At 46.1% G+C, this 13,394-nt stretch carries 16 protein-coding genes and 1 tRNA gene; 12 read left to right on the forward strand and 5 right to left on the reverse strand.

What is annotated here, in order from left to right; all coding sequences use genetic code 11:
* Positions 1-87: 87 nt before the first annotated feature.
* The 7 genes from MKY82_RS10100 to MKY82_RS10130 all read left to right on the forward strand — a co-directional run bounded on the left by MKY82_RS10100 (position 88) and on the right by MKY82_RS10130 (position 6,031).
* The gene (locus tag MKY82_RS10100) at positions 88-714 is read left to right on the forward strand and encodes a TetR family transcriptional regulator (RefSeq protein WP_194541711.1); all 627 of its coding nucleotides are present in this window, start codon (positions 88-90) and stop codon (positions 712-714) included.
* Between the two features lie 21 nt (positions 715-735).
* On the forward strand, positions 736-1,275 hold the full coding sequence (locus tag MKY82_RS10105) for a GNAT family protein (RefSeq protein ID WP_194541712.1): 540 nt from the start codon (positions 736-738) through the stop codon (positions 1,273-1,275).
* 63 nt (positions 1,276-1,338) lie between these two features.
* The gene (locus tag MKY82_RS10110; RefSeq protein WP_220686008.1) at positions 1,339-2,124 is read left to right on the forward strand and encodes an ABC transporter ATP-binding protein; all 786 of its coding nucleotides are present in this window, start codon (positions 1,339-1,341) and stop codon (positions 2,122-2,124) included.
* A 1-nt stretch (position 2,125) separates the two neighbouring features.
* Positions 2,126-3,760 (forward strand): hypothetical protein, encoded by a 1,635-nt coding sequence (locus MKY82_RS10115; RefSeq protein ID WP_339296042.1) that lies wholly within the window; start codon positions 2,126-2,128, stop codon positions 3,758-3,760.
* A 985-nt stretch (positions 3,761-4,745) separates the two neighbouring features.
* Positions 4,746-5,429 (forward strand): hypothetical protein, encoded by a 684-nt coding sequence (locus MKY82_RS10120; protein ID WP_220686006.1) that lies wholly within the window; start codon positions 4,746-4,748, stop codon positions 5,427-5,429.
* On the forward strand, positions 5,365-5,907 hold the full coding sequence (locus MKY82_RS10125; RefSeq protein ID WP_220686005.1) for an accessory gene regulator B family protein: 543 nt from the start codon (positions 5,365-5,367) through the stop codon (positions 5,905-5,907). The genes MKY82_RS10120 and MKY82_RS10125 overlap by 65 nt, the downstream gene beginning before the upstream one ends.
* Positions 5,891-6,031 carry a cyclic lactone autoinducer peptide gene (locus MKY82_RS10130; RefSeq protein WP_074961962.1) on the forward strand — a complete coding sequence of 47 codons (141 nt, stop codon included), beginning with the start codon at positions 5,891-5,893 and terminating at the stop codon, positions 6,029-6,031. The genes MKY82_RS10125 and MKY82_RS10130 overlap by 17 nt, the downstream gene beginning before the upstream one ends.
* A gap of 158 nt (positions 6,032-6,189) precedes the next feature.
* Here the strand turns inward: MKY82_RS10130 and MKY82_RS10135 are convergent.
* Positions 6,190-6,262, reverse strand: a tRNA-Val gene (locus MKY82_RS10135).
* A 135-nt stretch (positions 6,263-6,397) separates the two neighbouring features.
* Between MKY82_RS10135 and MKY82_RS10140 the strand changes: the two genes are divergently transcribed.
* Both MKY82_RS10140 and MKY82_RS10145 read left to right on the forward strand, forming a co-directional pair.
* Positions 6,398-6,661 (forward strand): hypothetical protein, encoded by a 264-nt coding sequence (locus MKY82_RS10140; protein WP_071223045.1) that lies wholly within the window; start codon positions 6,398-6,400, stop codon positions 6,659-6,661.
* Between the two features lie 351 nt (positions 6,662-7,012).
* Positions 7,013-7,456, forward strand: a complete 444-nt coding sequence (locus tag MKY82_RS10145; protein ID WP_194541718.1) for a GNAT family N-acetyltransferase — start codon at positions 7,013-7,015, stop codon at positions 7,454-7,456.
* A gap of 89 nt (positions 7,457-7,545) precedes the next feature.
* Here MKY82_RS10145 and MKY82_RS10150 read toward each other — a convergent pair whose 3' ends face one another.
* Positions 7,546-7,779, reverse strand: a complete 234-nt coding sequence (locus tag MKY82_RS10150) for a DUF3892 domain-containing protein (protein ID WP_071223047.1) — start codon at positions 7,777-7,779, stop codon at positions 7,546-7,548.
* A gap of 62 nt (positions 7,780-7,841) precedes the next feature.
* A complete protein-coding gene (locus tag MKY82_RS10155) occupies positions 7,842-8,579 on the reverse strand; it encodes an MBL fold metallo-hydrolase (RefSeq protein ID WP_194541720.1) in 738 nt (245 codons plus the stop codon).
* Between the two features lie 250 nt (positions 8,580-8,829).
* On the opposite strand from MKY82_RS10155, the gene MKY82_RS10160 reads away from it, so the two are divergent.
* On the forward strand, positions 8,830-9,384 hold the full coding sequence (locus tag MKY82_RS10160) for a copper amine oxidase (protein ID WP_194541721.1): 555 nt from the start codon (positions 8,830-8,832) through the stop codon (positions 9,382-9,384).
* Between the two features lie 95 nt (positions 9,385-9,479).
* Complete coding sequence (locus MKY82_RS10165) at positions 9,480-9,803, forward strand: DUF1292 domain-containing protein (protein WP_071223049.1); 324 nt, start codon at positions 9,480-9,482, stop codon at positions 9,801-9,803.
* Positions 9,804-9,869: 66 nt separating this feature from the next.
* On the opposite strand, the gene MKY82_RS10170 is transcribed toward MKY82_RS10165, so the two are convergent.
* Together MKY82_RS10170 and MKY82_RS10175 are read right to left on the reverse strand one after the other, a co-directional pair.
* Complete coding sequence (locus MKY82_RS10170) at positions 9,870-11,345, reverse strand: aminotransferase class I/II-fold pyridoxal phosphate-dependent enzyme (RefSeq protein WP_194541722.1); 1,476 nt, start codon at positions 11,343-11,345, stop codon at positions 9,870-9,872.
* Between the two features lie 373 nt (positions 11,346-11,718).
* On the reverse strand, positions 11,719-12,342 hold the full coding sequence (locus MKY82_RS10175; RefSeq protein ID WP_220686003.1) for a DUF1054 domain-containing protein: 624 nt from the start codon (positions 12,340-12,342) through the stop codon (positions 11,719-11,721).
* 264 nt (positions 12,343-12,606) lie between these two features.
* Here MKY82_RS10175 and MKY82_RS10180 point away from each other — a divergent pair, with 264 nt between their 5' ends.
* Positions 12,607-13,203 (forward strand): hypothetical protein, encoded by a 597-nt coding sequence (locus tag MKY82_RS10180; RefSeq protein ID WP_100536070.1) that lies wholly within the window; start codon positions 12,607-12,609, stop codon positions 13,201-13,203.
* Positions 13,204-13,394 lie beyond the last annotated feature (191 nt).

Genomic DNA, 13,394 nt, shown 5'->3' on the forward strand with positions numbered 1-13,394 from the left:
AAGTTTAAAACGACACTGATGTCGTTTATGCAAAGGTGAAGTTCGTGGAATCGCTATTCATGTTAAAGGGCGGGAGAGTGATGACTCATGTGTCCACGGGTTAGTGAGGAATACAAACAGGAGAAGAAGCATGAAATATTGAGGGCGGCCAGGCGCGTTTTTATCAGAAAGGGCTATGCCCGCACCGTGATGCAGGACATTATGGATGAAGCGGGCATGTCCCGCGGAGCCGTGTATGCGTATTTTGATAATGTGGAGCATGTATTTATAGAGGTCCTGCGTTTTGACGACCAAGAGACGCTCCGTTTTTTTGAACCGGATCCGCAATATCCGATATGGAATCAGTTGATGGACTGGGTTCAGAAACAGCAGGGTGATCTATCGCTAATCCGGCATTCGCTTGTATTGGCCAGGGCAGAATTTTTCCTGTCTTCCTCTTATGTTCATGCCAGGAAGGATTATCCCTATATAACCGAACGATATCAACTGACTGTTGAGGCCATGGGACGGGTCTTTCGGAAAGGTCAGGAGCAAGGGGAGTTTCGGCCCCGATTGGAACCGGAAGCCATAGCGCGATATATGATCTCGTTTCTGAACGGACTTATGCTGGATACCTTCCAGCTCGGACCGACGATGACTTGCGTACCGGAGCAGCTGGAAACGTTCATCCAATCTCTCTGCGTAATGTTAGATCCGATATCAATAGAAACATGATTATGGAAAGGGTGCTTGTTGATGCTATTTAATTCTGCTAGATTGACATGTCGAAAAATGACGATGAATGACGCGGAGCTTTATCATACCTGGCGTAATGATCTCGAAGTGATGCAATCCACCAGTCCTTGCCTGGATGCTTATCAACTGGAGGAAACAAAGGACTTCGTTCAGCATGTGATCCTGGGCTCTTCCTCCTCGAAGAGCTATCTGATCCTGTTGAAGGATACCGGCAGACCGATCGGCATCATGTCATTGGTTCATATCGATACCAAGAACCGGAATGCGGAGTGCATCATCGACATTGGCGAAAAGACTTTTTGGGGCAAAGGGTACGGCTTTGAAGCGATGACGCTTTTGCTCGATTATGCTTTTTTGGAACTGAATCTGCACAGGGTAAGCTTGCGAGTATTTTCCTTCAACCATAAAGCGATCAAGCTGTATGAAAAAATCGGATTTGTCCACGAGGGCAGCTCCAGGCAGAGCTTGTACCGGAATGGCGTCTGGCATGACATCGTGCATATGGGGATACTGCAGAGTGAGTATGCGTCAAAAGGTTGATTTTCCCCTACTTCCATAATAAGGTAGGTATGTGAAGTCAATGAGGGAATGGAGAATCATATCATGTCCGAAAATGAAGTGTTATGGATTCAAGACCTGCGCATGAAATATGATAATCGTTATGTGCTGAACGGTATCGACTTGGAGGTACGCCGCGGCGAGATGATTGGATATATCGGTCCGAACGGAGCGGGGAAAAGCACGACGGTCAAGATCATGCTCGGGCTGGTTGAGGGGTACACGGGGACAGTCCGCATATTCGGTCAGGATATTTCCGATGGGAATATCGATTACAAACGGAGAATCGGATATGTCCCCGAGGTGGCCGAATTGTACGATCAGTTAACGGCTGCCGAGTATTTGACCTTTATAGGCGAGTTGTACGGACTTACATATGATGCAGCGGATGATAAGGCGAAGCAATTGATGGAATGTTTGGACATGGAAAAGGCCTATCACTCGCGGATCGCTACGTTTTCAAAAGGAATGCGGCAAAAGGTGCTGCTGATCTCGAGCCTGCTGCATGACCCTGATCTATTGTTTCTGGATGAGCCCTTAAGCGGGCTGGATGCGAACAGCGTGATGGTGGTCAAGGAAGTTTTGGCTCAACTCTCGGCCCAGGGCAAGACGATTTTTTATTCCTCACATATTATGGACGTCGTTGAGAAAATCAGCAGCCGGATCATCCTGCTTGCTGACAGCCGGGTAGTGGCAGACGGAACGTTCAAAGAATTACAACAGCATTCCCATGAGGGGTCCCTGGAAGAAGTGTTTAATCAGCTGACGGGGTTCCATGACCATGCCCGTATTGCGGAACGGTTCGTATCGATCGTTCGGGAGGGAAGTTGATATGGGGGGATTGGAATCATCGTTTCGAATGCTGAAGATACTGGATCGCTTTCAGGGAATTATTTCGAGAATGGGTGTCGACTATGCAACCCTGCGCAGGATCCTCCATGTCAAATTGCTGATGGATTCGAGGCGTGCACCTGTCATATTATCTTCAAGCAACAGGAAGAAAGAAGAAGAGCAGGACAAGAACCTGTTTGTCAGCTCCCTCTGGCTGTACGGCTTAATCGGGCTTGTCCTGACGCCGTTTGTGTTCTGGAGCGATCCGGAATATTTAATGCCGATGAGCATCCTGTCTGCGATCCTAATGTTCTTGATCATGAGCTCCATGATTTCAGATTTCTCTTCCGTGCTGCTTGATGTGCGCGACCGCAGCATTTTGATGACAAAGCCGATCGACGGTCGTACGGTCGGGTTGGCGAGATCGATTCATGCTGGAATTTACTTGCTGCTGCTTACCGGGGCACTCTCAGCAGGCTCTCTGGTCGTGGGATTGATCAAGCATGGCGTGCTGTTCTTTCTGATCTATATCCTGGAGTTAATTCTGATGAATATGCTCATTCTGGTGAGCACTTCCTTGGTTTATCTGTTGCTGCTTAAGTATTGGGATGGAGAGAAACTGAAGGATCTGATCAATTATGTACAGATTGGGCTTTCCGCCGCGCTGGCCATTGGCTATCAGTTTGTGATCCGTTCCTTTGATCTGATTGATTTCAATTTGGTATTTACGCCGGCCTGGTGGCAGATTCTGCTTCCGCCGGTGTGGTTTGCGGCTCCGTATGAGTGGCTGTTTGGCGAGGGGAGCGGATGGCTGACCGTTCTCTCGTTGCTGGCTGTATTGGTACCGATTGTGCTTATGATCGTTTATGTCCGTTATATTCCTTCTTTCGAGCAGCATCTGGAGAAGCTGGCTTACAGCGAAGCGGGAAAAGGGCGGGAGCGCGGGCGATTGGACAGATTCTTGGCCAAATTGGTATGCCGGTCGCGCACGGAGCAGGCTTGTTTCCGATTATCTGCCAGCATGCTGAAGAATGAGAGAGAATTTAAGCTTAAAGTGTATCCAACACTCGGATTGTCCGTGTTACTGCCTTATTTATTTTTTGTCTCCACAATCCGCAACTCCTCATTGACCGAAATCAGCCAGGGATCGTCGTACTATGTACTGCACACGATGCTTATTATGATTGTAACGGTCGTTATGATGCTGAAATTCTCAGGCAAGCCCAAAGCCTTCTGGCTGTTTGGCGCAGCCCCGATGCCAAGCATGAATCCATTATACCAAGGGGCGTTAAAGGCTTTTGCGGTCAAAATGTTCCTGCCGCTCTTCACTGTGAACGCGGTCATATTCCTGATTCTGTTCGGAAGCCGGATTATCCCGGATGTTCTCATCGTATTCCTTACCGGCTTGGTGTTGATTCCTTTATCAGCCAAGGCAGTTCTGCGCACTCCGCCGTTCTCTCAGGCGTTTAATATGGCTCAGCAGAAAGACGGCTGGTGGGTGCTGCTTTTCTTCATTGTAGTGGGCGGATTATGCGGTTTGCATTATGCAAGCAGCACGCTTCCCTATGGCATGTTAGCATATATCCTCGTGCTGCTCGTTGCGAATGGTTTGGCATGGACCAAGCTGTATAAGTGAATCGGGGAATGACAGGAAGAGGAGGGGAAGATGAAGCGGATTACGCTAAGAGGATAAAATACGGACCAGCTGCCGGGTAAAGAACCATACCGGGTGCAGGGTTATGTGAATTAGATCGGGCAGAGAGGAAGGATCAAGACTAATTCCCCAGTCTCCTTCGCTCCACCCGGATAGCATGGATGGAGGCCCGGGTGCTTCCAAATTATAGGTTTCCCGTAATCGATTTATTGTTTCTTGGTTGAGCGAGCTGTTGTCTTCCCCGTAGGTTGTATGTGGTCCGAATGTTAGTAAAAGAACGATTAGGCATAATAAAGTCTTGTTTCGCAATGTTATATTCTCCTTAGGAAGGGCACCAGAGATGGATGCCTCTTCTTTCATTTTTTAGATTGTAAATGCTTGAACAGGAACGTAGGTTCGTATATAATAGAGATATAGCAAATTAACTTCCTAATTCACTCTTCACTTCATAGATCCATGATGGATTCCCCCACTTATGTATTTAATTACCTGTTGTTATGCCTTCCGGGCCTTATATAATCAACTTAGATGATGTCAGGATGTTAATATAGAGGAACTGAGTATTCTGGCTTAGTCATTTTCGCAAGGTCGTGGATTCTTGATAACTAGTGCTTGATTTTCGTTTGGTATATGGATTGGACGGTGCAGCGATTTAATTTCGTATTGGTGTATAAGAAGTTCTAAGCTGTTCTTTTTTAGAATTTTTGGGCCAATCCGGAGACATACACGACGTTAATGTTTTTGCATTTTCCATCACAGTTTCCAGACATATAAGAAGTGGCAGGCGCCATCGGAATTGACCTCAAGAACACGCATCATTTAGGACGACTCGATAGAAACTGAGGGTCTGTTGTCGGTATACCGTTTATTTATGGACGTTATAACCATCAATGTAATCAGGATAAATCGAGAATTGGCGTAGTACACATTTTAACCATTTCTTATGGTGTAGGGAGGAAATCTTTGAATGGAAGTTATTTGGTTTATGTTGTTTTCAACATTTGAAACACTGGCTATTTATTCGCTAATCATGACATTGCTTAGATTCAAGACGACAGAGTACATATGGCAGGCGTTGATTGTCATGATCCTTGCCAACTTACAAAGTTTCATCATGCGCAACGAACTTCAATTGGATTTTCTAGCCCCTCTCATTACCGTGTTAATCTTCGTTTTCTTATTCTCAGCCATTATTAAGATCCCGGTTATCTGGTCGGCGATCTGCACCATTCTGGGTTATATGTTTTATGCGTTAATTCAAACGGCATATCTGACAACGATATTCGGATCGATCGACTCCATTCAGACCGATCATGCCAATGGTTATATTCTTCAAATCCTCTCAGGTGCGACAGGACTATTGATATCCTGGATTATGTACAGATTTGGTATTGGGTTTAAGTACGATCTGGAAAAGCTGCGCATTAAATTTGAACATGTTCTATTGATCACGTTGATTATCGTGGTGTTGATATTAATTGCAATTCTATTTTACCTTAATCGTTTATGGCTGCACCTTCTCTTCTTTGGAATAACATTTGGAATCTTCTTGTATTATGCCATCAATACAGAGGAGCGGGAATCTTATGATCATAGAAGGCTTGTCAAAGCGGATAGCGGAGGGGATCAAACGCCAGGTACCCGACCATAAGTCCTCTGTTTCTGTTCTGAAACATGCGATCACCATCATTTTAAACGTATTGTGTATTGTGGTCTTCACGCTGCTTATCTCCATATTTACGGGTAACGTGAAGCAGGCGGTTATTGCCTTGACAGGTTTTGCGGTACTACGGCAATTTTCGGGAGGATATCATCTTAAGACGGGGGCAGGCTGTATTGCATTCACGACAGCGCTATTCACTCTGGTGTCTTTTGCGGATATGGGGAATGCAAGCATTCTCGTAATTACTGCTCTCAGTCTGTTGCTGGTGATGCTGTTCGCTCCCAGCCGAATTGAGAAGCAGTCCCGTATACCGAGGAAACATTACGTAAAACTTCGCTTGATTAGCTGTTTCATCGTTATGTTTAACTTTGGACTCCAGTCCCCAACATTGGCTGTCATATTTTTGGTCCAGGCTATCAGTTTAATACGCTGGAAAGGAGGACAAGCTCATGTTATGGATCCATAGGATTAGACATCGGTTGTTTTCGTTTATCGCATCTGCTCTGACGTTGGTAGCTGTTTTTGTAGTTAATACTGCAAGTCCCGTTTTTGTATATAGCGGAGAGACGCCGGAAGAACTGTTAAAGTAAGTCTTGATCCTTCGAAAGGGGACTGGGGTACTTAAAAATGATGGTATAAATAAAGATGAATATGTAGGTTATGGTTTCCGGTGAAATTCAGCTAGCTAGTCTAGAGAAGGAAAAAAGAAAAAACCCTTGATGCCAATGGCATCAAGGGTTTTCGGTTATGATCTGTAGTGGGCTCGAACCACTGACCCCTACCCTGTCAAGATAGTGCTCTCCCAGCTGAGCTAACAGATCATGAAATATTTAAAAAGGTAATTCATATATTACCAGCAGACAATGAGACTGTCAATGGTTTTCTCGTTATAAAAAATCACATTCCGGTTCAGACTAAATACAGCATGATTTTGCTAGTGGAGGAGCGTGAATGGTATGGCAGGTGGGAAATCCCATCATTTCAAACGAGCCGGACTGGTGCTCTCGTTGCTGGGGGTAACTGTACTGGGCAGCGGTTGCAGTATCCCGGAGAGAACGTCGGTGCAGCTGGAGCCGCTCCATGGATCAGCAGCGCCCGTAATGCTCGATGTTTACGGCCGTTCTGTAGATCAGGACGTGTATTCCAAGCAGGGAAGCGGGGCACTGGAGCCGGTTCCGCCGATGGATTCGGTGGACACATTACGTGATCTCCAACCATAAAGGGGTGCAGCAACGATCCGTATCAGATCGGTCGTAAGAATGTCTGTATCCACTGCTCGAACAACGAGCAGAGCAAACCGTCGGCTGGCAGGCTGGCGGTTTGCTGTAAAACGGCCGATGTTATTCCTCATCCCATTTGCGGGAATAACCTTTTTTAATCGCCCAAAAGATAGGGTAGATGATAACGGCTGAGATGATTACAGCCCAAAATATCGTGGCTCCCATGCCCATAAAGGCCATGCTCCTTTCAAGAAAACGTTAGCTTATACTATACAGGAAAACGATTATTTTGTATAATATCTCGATCTGCGATATCACTTAGGAATTGATTCTACATAAAGAGGTGTTGAAATGGCAGCAGAAATCATAAATGTATCAACCGAAGAGCAACTGCAGCAGGCGTTGGATATCCGGAAGGATGTTTTCGTGCTTGAGCAGAAGGTGCCGATTGACCTGGAGATTGATGAGTACGATCGTCTGGACTCCGATGCGTTTCATGTCCTGATCAAATCGGAGGGACAGTACGCGGCAACCGGACGTATCACCTATTACAATAAAGATTCCGCCAAAATGCAGCGAATTGCGGTTCGTAAGCCCTTCCGTTCCAAAGGGATTGGCCGCGTGCTGATGATGGCATTGGAAGCGCAGGCGCGTGAATTGAAGCTGCAGTATTCTGTACTGGATGCACAGGTGCAAGCGGAGGCATTTTACCGCAAGCTTGGGTATGAGACCATTTCGGACGAGCCGTTTGATGATGCGGGTATTCCCCACGTTCGTATGAAAAAGGAACTGTAGGCTTCTTACCATATTAAGGTGCTAATGATCCTCACTGTTTAAAAAGAAAAGACCTCGAGTATAAACTCGAGGTCTTTTTAGTCATGATTTTAAAAGTTTGGCAAATTGTCCAGGTTGTTGCTGGGATCGCCATCCGCATTGGAGCGAAGATGTTCGTCACCGTCACGCCCACGGAATACGTTCAGGTTTTTGATCTCTTTATTCTTGGCCATTTGTTGTGCTGTCTTGTAGTCAACGACACTGCCGTTATCCAGCTTAAGTTCGATGATGTCGCCATCTCCGTTTTTACGGACGCCTACGACTTCTTGTTGTGTATTATCCATATGAATCGCCTCCCGGCATTAGTGTTCCCGGGAAACCTCATAAACTATTCATCTATACTGAACTACAATTCGTATACCCGCTGCTGCTCCACAAATTCCATGATGCCGGTCTTGCCAATAAAAGCTTCGACCTCATCGCTGTAATGCATGAGATAGGTGCGCTCCTGAATTTCTTGTGGTAGGCTAAGCAGCTCATCCAGTGTCGTATGAACCTCGCCGGGACCTTGCAGCTGACATTCATGCAGAATCACTTCACAATCCCGCTCATTCACTAATTGGTTGAGCAGTATAGGGTCGAATACCATGTCAGCACTGTAAAAAATCCGATCATTTAGATAAAGCGAATAGCTGTCCTTGCCGGGAATATGCTGCGTATGAATCAGTTCTACCGAGATGCCGGATGAAATATTGGTCTTCACTCCCGGTTTCAGAGGGTGTACGTCAAATACATCATGCAGGGAGGAGATATGTCCCTGTTGATATAAGCCGCCTTTGAGGGTGTGCTCCCATATCGGTTCCACCAGCGTCTCGGCAATATAGAGTGGGAGCTTACGGTTGTATTTCATTTTCATAATAAAAGCTAGCTCCTCAAGTCCGCCTACATGGTCAGCATGAATGTGAGTGATAAGCACAGCATCCATATCGTTAAACGTCTTATTCAGCTGATGAAGCGCCAGAGGAGCTGTAATGCCGCAGTCGATGAGAAGTGTGAAATTTCCGTCATGGATCAGTGCGTTATTGTTATAGTAGTTCTTGGCAAACGCACTGCCGGTGCCAAGCATTTGCAATTTTAGTGTCAATGGATGAAACCTCCTGATGATATGATGTGTAGTCCCCGTATGCTAATGTATATTTTAACGAATTCCACGTCGATTTACACGGATTATATGATCGAATCGGGGCTGGAATGCAGTATAATTCGTGATAAGCCCAGCTTAAAGCAAGAGGAAAAAATTTTACCACAAAGTGCAAAATTGTCCGCAACTTGTTTTTTGACATGTAGTATACACATATAACAACAAGATGAGCCAATGGAGGGAAATGATTATTATGAAATGGAAAAAAGTGATGGCATGTATGCTAGTGCTCTCTTTAATGGGTGGCAGCACCCTTTTGTTTGCAGATTCCGTCAATGAGCGTGTCCGTGTTTGGCTGAACGGTCATGAATTGAAGGATGGCGGATATTTAATTGATGGCAAAACGTATGTACCGGTTCGGGAATTTGATGGGGCTGTGGATTGGAATCCCGCGAATGGACAAGTTCAAGTCATCAAGCCGAACGTGCATATTTTTCTGTTTAAAGGAGATACTGTATTCGGCAACGTGAACAAGGGGAAGCTGAAATTCAATGTTTTTAGCCAGGTCGACAGCTTAAACACCGAAATTCATTCAGTGAAAGTAGCGATTGAGGATCCCTCGGGCAATATCAAGGATATTCAATCCGAGGTTGTGAAGGACCGTAAGGATAATTTTTGGTTCCGAACCTATGATTTCACGTACGATTTTAAAACAACAGGTAAGTATTCGGTTGGTTTTTACGTGAAAGTAAAAGCGGATTCGGATTTTGTGAAAATTGCCGAAAAGGTCATTACAACGCTCAATTGACAGGCCTTTTGGCGCCCTGGTAGAAATTGACCTGAGGAAGCTATCCGTGATACGATACGAAAGTATGATAATTTAACCGAAGTGAGGTTTTTTCAATGAGTGAACACAAACATGAACACGGAGATGCTTGCGGCTGCGGTCACGATCATGACCACGACCACGAACACGAAGAGTTTGTGCTGACATTGACGGATGAAGAAGGAAAAGAAGTAGAGATGGTTCTTGTGGAGACATTTGATGTCGGCGAGAAACTTTACGCGCTTTTGCTTGAACGTGAAAATCCGGAAGCGGACGGCGTCATTCTACGTATGGAAGAAGAGAACGAGGAAATGGTTCTTTACAATATTGAGGACGAAGAAGAATGGAATGAAGTAGAGGCGGTTTACAACGAACTGGTCGCTGCTGCAAACCAGGAATAAGACTCCAAAGCAATAAACCCGGTGCGAACCTCTCGCACCGGGTTTATTGTGTTTACAGCTGACATTTTAGAATATAGGGTCCGTTTCCACGATGACTTTAACATTTTGGATGCTGCGATCCTCGGGGCCTTTAACCGGAAGGCCTACTTCGACATGATCGATAATGTAATCGATGTTTTCCTGGGAAATGACTTCGCCCGGAAGCAGGATCGGAATCCCTGGCGGGTAGACATAAATGAATTCGGCAATAATGCGTCCTGCCGATTCCTTGAAAGGCACAACTTCCGTATCTCCGTAAAATGCATCGCGAGGGATCAGCGACAACTGCGGAATTTCCGGAGTTTTCACAACCAGCTCGTTAATCTCATTCACATGCATGTATTGATTGGAAAGCTCCCGGAGCGCTGTCAGCAAAATATCGATGGTCTCCCGATTGTCCCCCGGTGTAATGAGGCACAGAATATTGTACATATCACTGAGCTCCACCTCAATATTGTAGTGATCCCGCAGCCAGTTCTCGGTTTCATATCCCGTAATGCCGAGGTGGCGCACATGGATCGTCAATTTGGTTGGATCATAGGAGTGCGTCGCTTCCCCGCCTAATATTTCTTTTCCAAAGCTGTACAAACCTTCGATTTTGTTGACTTCATCACGTGCATATTGCGCCAACTCAATCGTCCTTGCAGCCATTTCGCGTCCATGGAGCGCCAAACTGCGGCGTGAAGTATCAAGCGATGCCAGCAGGATGTAAGAGGTGGAGGTTGTGGTCAGCATGCTGATAATCGTCTGTACGCGATAAGGATTGATGTATCCGTTCTTGGTATTCACGTTCAGCACGGAGCTCTGCGTCATCGAGCCGCCGAGTTTGTGGACGCTGGTCGCAGCCATATCGGCCCCCGCTTCCATGGCCGACATCGGGAGCTCTTCATGAAAATGGATCAATACACCGTGCGCCTCATCCACGAGAACGGGCACATTGTAGCTGTGAGCCAAATCCACGATTTCCTTCAGGTTGGCGCTTACCCCGAAATATGTCGGGTTAATGACCAGTACGGCTTTGGCGTCAGGGTGACGTTTTAATGCTTTCCGAACCGAGCTGATGGTGATTCCGTGATCGATTCCCACATTGGAATCCTGGGCAGGCGATACGAATACAGGCTTGGCCCCGGTGAAAATGATGGCGGAGAGCACGGATTTATGGACGTTGCGCGGTACGATGATTTTATCGCCAGGCGAACATACCGACATGATCATGGTCATGATCGCTCCGCTTGTCCCTTGGACACTGAAGTAGGTGTGATCGGCACCGAATGCGTCGGCGGCCAGCTTTTGGGCTTCCTCGATGACGCCTGTAGGCTGATGCAAATCATCCAGCGGCGCAATATTAATCAAATCTATAGAAAAGGCGTTATCCCCTATAAATTCCCGAAATTCGGCGTCGGTGCCGAGGCCCTTCTTATGTCCCGGAATGTGAAATTGCACGGGGTTTTTGGCCGCATGTTCTTTAAGTGCGGTGAAGAGCGGTGTACGACTATGGTCCATGGACGTTGTCACAACCTTTCCTTATGTTTATTTTGTTATGATTTGTTGATTTCTGTTTTTATATAAACAAAATTGAGTATAGCAAAATAGGGGGGGAATGCAAGGAGATTAAACGGCTTTTTTTGCTATGTCCCATAACGCTTCAAACTTTAGACATATTAAGGAGGAGCAACAAAGATCTTCATCGTTCCTTCATTAAAATATCTTCCATAAAAAAACGTCTATCGACGTACTTTCTCAGAAGACAGATCGCGGTTAAAGGAAGTTTTTCTTGCGATTATGGAATTGTTCAGCTTCGCTGAAAATTTATAAATTCTATAATCTTAAAAAAAGAGCTGCAACAGCAGCCCTTTACATCAATATATCATGCTCATTAAAACGCCATTTTATAAAGCGGCAGCAGCGCCTCAAACGTCTCCTGCACCTTTTGCACCAGCTTGTCCCCTTCAAGCTTGACGGCTTCCTCGCGCGGGATGCGCAGTCCGCACATGACCTCAGCCTTTTTCACCTGCTTCAGCTTCTCAATCAGGCGCGTGAAATCCTCCTCGCTCATATCCTGATGAGAGGTGCCAGACGGGTTCATGTGATCCATGGACCAGTAAAAATTTTTAGGCAGTGCTTTTGCTGTTTTCTTCAGCTTGGCTTCCAAGTTGCCGGCAAACACGGTCTTGTTGGGGCTTTCGTAAATAATCGCGAAGATGACAAACAGATGGGTTCCGAACATGCCCACCTCAAAATGAGGCAGTGCTTTGTAGCCGCGTTTGCTGGCAGCCCAAGCGACCCAGGTGTCAATGGGAGGATTGACAGTGCGTCTTGCATGCTTCGCCACATGCACAAACATTTCTTCCCCAGCCAATGCCGATACATAAGGTGCCAACTCAGCCCCTAACGCCTCCAGCTTGGGTCTTACCCGTTCAATGAGAACCTCCATACGGGCTTCAAGCCCGGGAACGGAGAATACGTCGAAGTCTTGATCTGTAAATCCGGTAACCGTCATGGATGTGATGGCCTCCCTGTTGTTGATGATATATTTACTAAACTCGGTTTTTGGATAACTTATTATACCATAAGGCGAATGGACATCACGCATTGCCCAGAAAAGCTTCACCGTATGTTCATGCGGGTTAAAAATAGTCAATAAACCAAGTTACCGTTACATAAGATGGAGTATAAGATATAGATAAGACAACATCAAAAGCAGCCATGGGGGAAATCTTCACCGCCGTTTAATGATCGGTAGTAAACCGGAGGAGGGAGTGCCGTGAATAAGAGCGAGGAAGTGGAGTATTGCAACCTGGAGCTCCGGTTTGATCGCCGGCATATCCAGGACCTAATCAAGGAATTGATCCAGGAAGGATATTCGCTTTATTGGAGCGAGAATGATACGCAGTTTGTCATTTCAATCCGAACAGGTCGCAAGCTGGTAAAGCTGCGGTTTCAACGAACAGGAAGCGGTTTTAAACTGGTAGGCGATTATATGATTCGTGATCCCAAACTCGCGGAATGGATGGAGAAATTGATTGAGAATACCCGTGGCCATGCTGTCGTCAAACGTTTCAAGGACCGGCAAATTTTGATCGAGAATATTTTGTTTGGTGAGGTCATAAGGCTCGTGGAAATATCCGGTTACCGGCAGCGGGTGCTGTTTCAGAAGGGGACGCCGATGACGGAGCAGGAAATGCTGCGGCTGTTTGAATCGGATGTAGGGGAACAGCGATTGCTGCTGTCGAGACTGGAAACCGATGATGAGCTTGAGAAGCTCCATGCGGCGCTGCAAGAGGGGGACGAAGACAAAATTTCGGCTTGCAAGCAAAGACTCCGTGAGCTTTCCTTGGAGCTGATGAGGCTGGAGTGGTAATGACTTCAACCCGGATACAAGTTTAAAGCACGAACAACACTCCGAAACAGAAGGGGTGTTTTCGCGCGTGTTCTGATTTTGTGACAGGGGTTCACTTGTCAAATGAAAAACGTTAATATAAGATTATTGCAAATCATCTCGGATAGGGATGGGTTGTTTAAAAATATATTGGAGCAAAGGATGGAGAACCA

Source organism: Paenibacillus sp. FSL W7-1279, assembly GCF_037969845.1.
In the GTDB taxonomy this organism is placed as follows: domain Bacteria; phylum Bacillota; class Bacilli; order Paenibacillales; family Paenibacillaceae; genus Paenibacillus_AQ.

Coding starts and splice junctions, on each gene's coding strand:
- MKY82_RS10100 (WP_194541711.1), top strand. CDS start 88: ATGTGTCCACGGGTTAGTGAGGAATACAAACAGGAGAAGAAGCATGAA.
- MKY82_RS10170 (WP_194541722.1), bottom strand. CDS start 11,345: ATGGACCATAGTCGTACACCGCTCTTCACCGCACTTAAAGAACATGCG.
- MKY82_RS10175 (WP_220686003.1), bottom strand. CDS start 12,342: ATGACGGTTACCGGATTTACAGATCAAGACTTCGACGTATTCTCCGTT.
- MKY82_RS10145 (WP_194541718.1), top strand. CDS start 7,013: ATGGCAGCAGAAATCATAAATGTATCAACCGAAGAGCAACTGCAGCAG.
- MKY82_RS10120 (WP_220686006.1), top strand. CDS start 4,746: ATGGAAGTTATTTGGTTTATGTTGTTTTCAACATTTGAAACACTGGCT.
- MKY82_RS10130 (WP_074961962.1), top strand. CDS start 5,891: ATGTTATGGATCCATAGGATTAGACATCGGTTGTTTTCGTTTATCGCA.
- MKY82_RS10110 (WP_220686008.1), top strand. CDS start 1,339: ATGTCCGAAAATGAAGTGTTATGGATTCAAGACCTGCGCATGAAATAT.
- MKY82_RS10105 (WP_194541712.1), top strand. CDS start 736: ATGCTATTTAATTCTGCTAGATTGACATGTCGAAAAATGACGATGAAT.
- MKY82_RS10115 (WP_339296042.1), top strand. CDS start 2,126: ATGGGGGGATTGGAATCATCGTTTCGAATGCTGAAGATACTGGATCGC.
- MKY82_RS10140 (WP_071223045.1), top strand. CDS start 6,398: ATGGCAGGTGGGAAATCCCATCATTTCAAACGAGCCGGACTGGTGCTC.
- MKY82_RS10165 (WP_071223049.1), top strand. CDS start 9,480: ATGAGTGAACACAAACATGAACACGGAGATGCTTGCGGCTGCGGTCAC.
- MKY82_RS10125 (WP_220686005.1), top strand. CDS start 5,365: ATGATCATAGAAGGCTTGTCAAAGCGGATAGCGGAGGGGATCAAACGC.
- MKY82_RS10160 (WP_194541721.1), top strand. CDS start 8,830: ATGAAATGGAAAAAAGTGATGGCATGTATGCTAGTGCTCTCTTTAATG.
- MKY82_RS10150 (WP_071223047.1), bottom strand. CDS start 7,779: ATGGATAATACACAACAAGAAGTCGTAGGCGTCCGTAAAAACGGAGAT.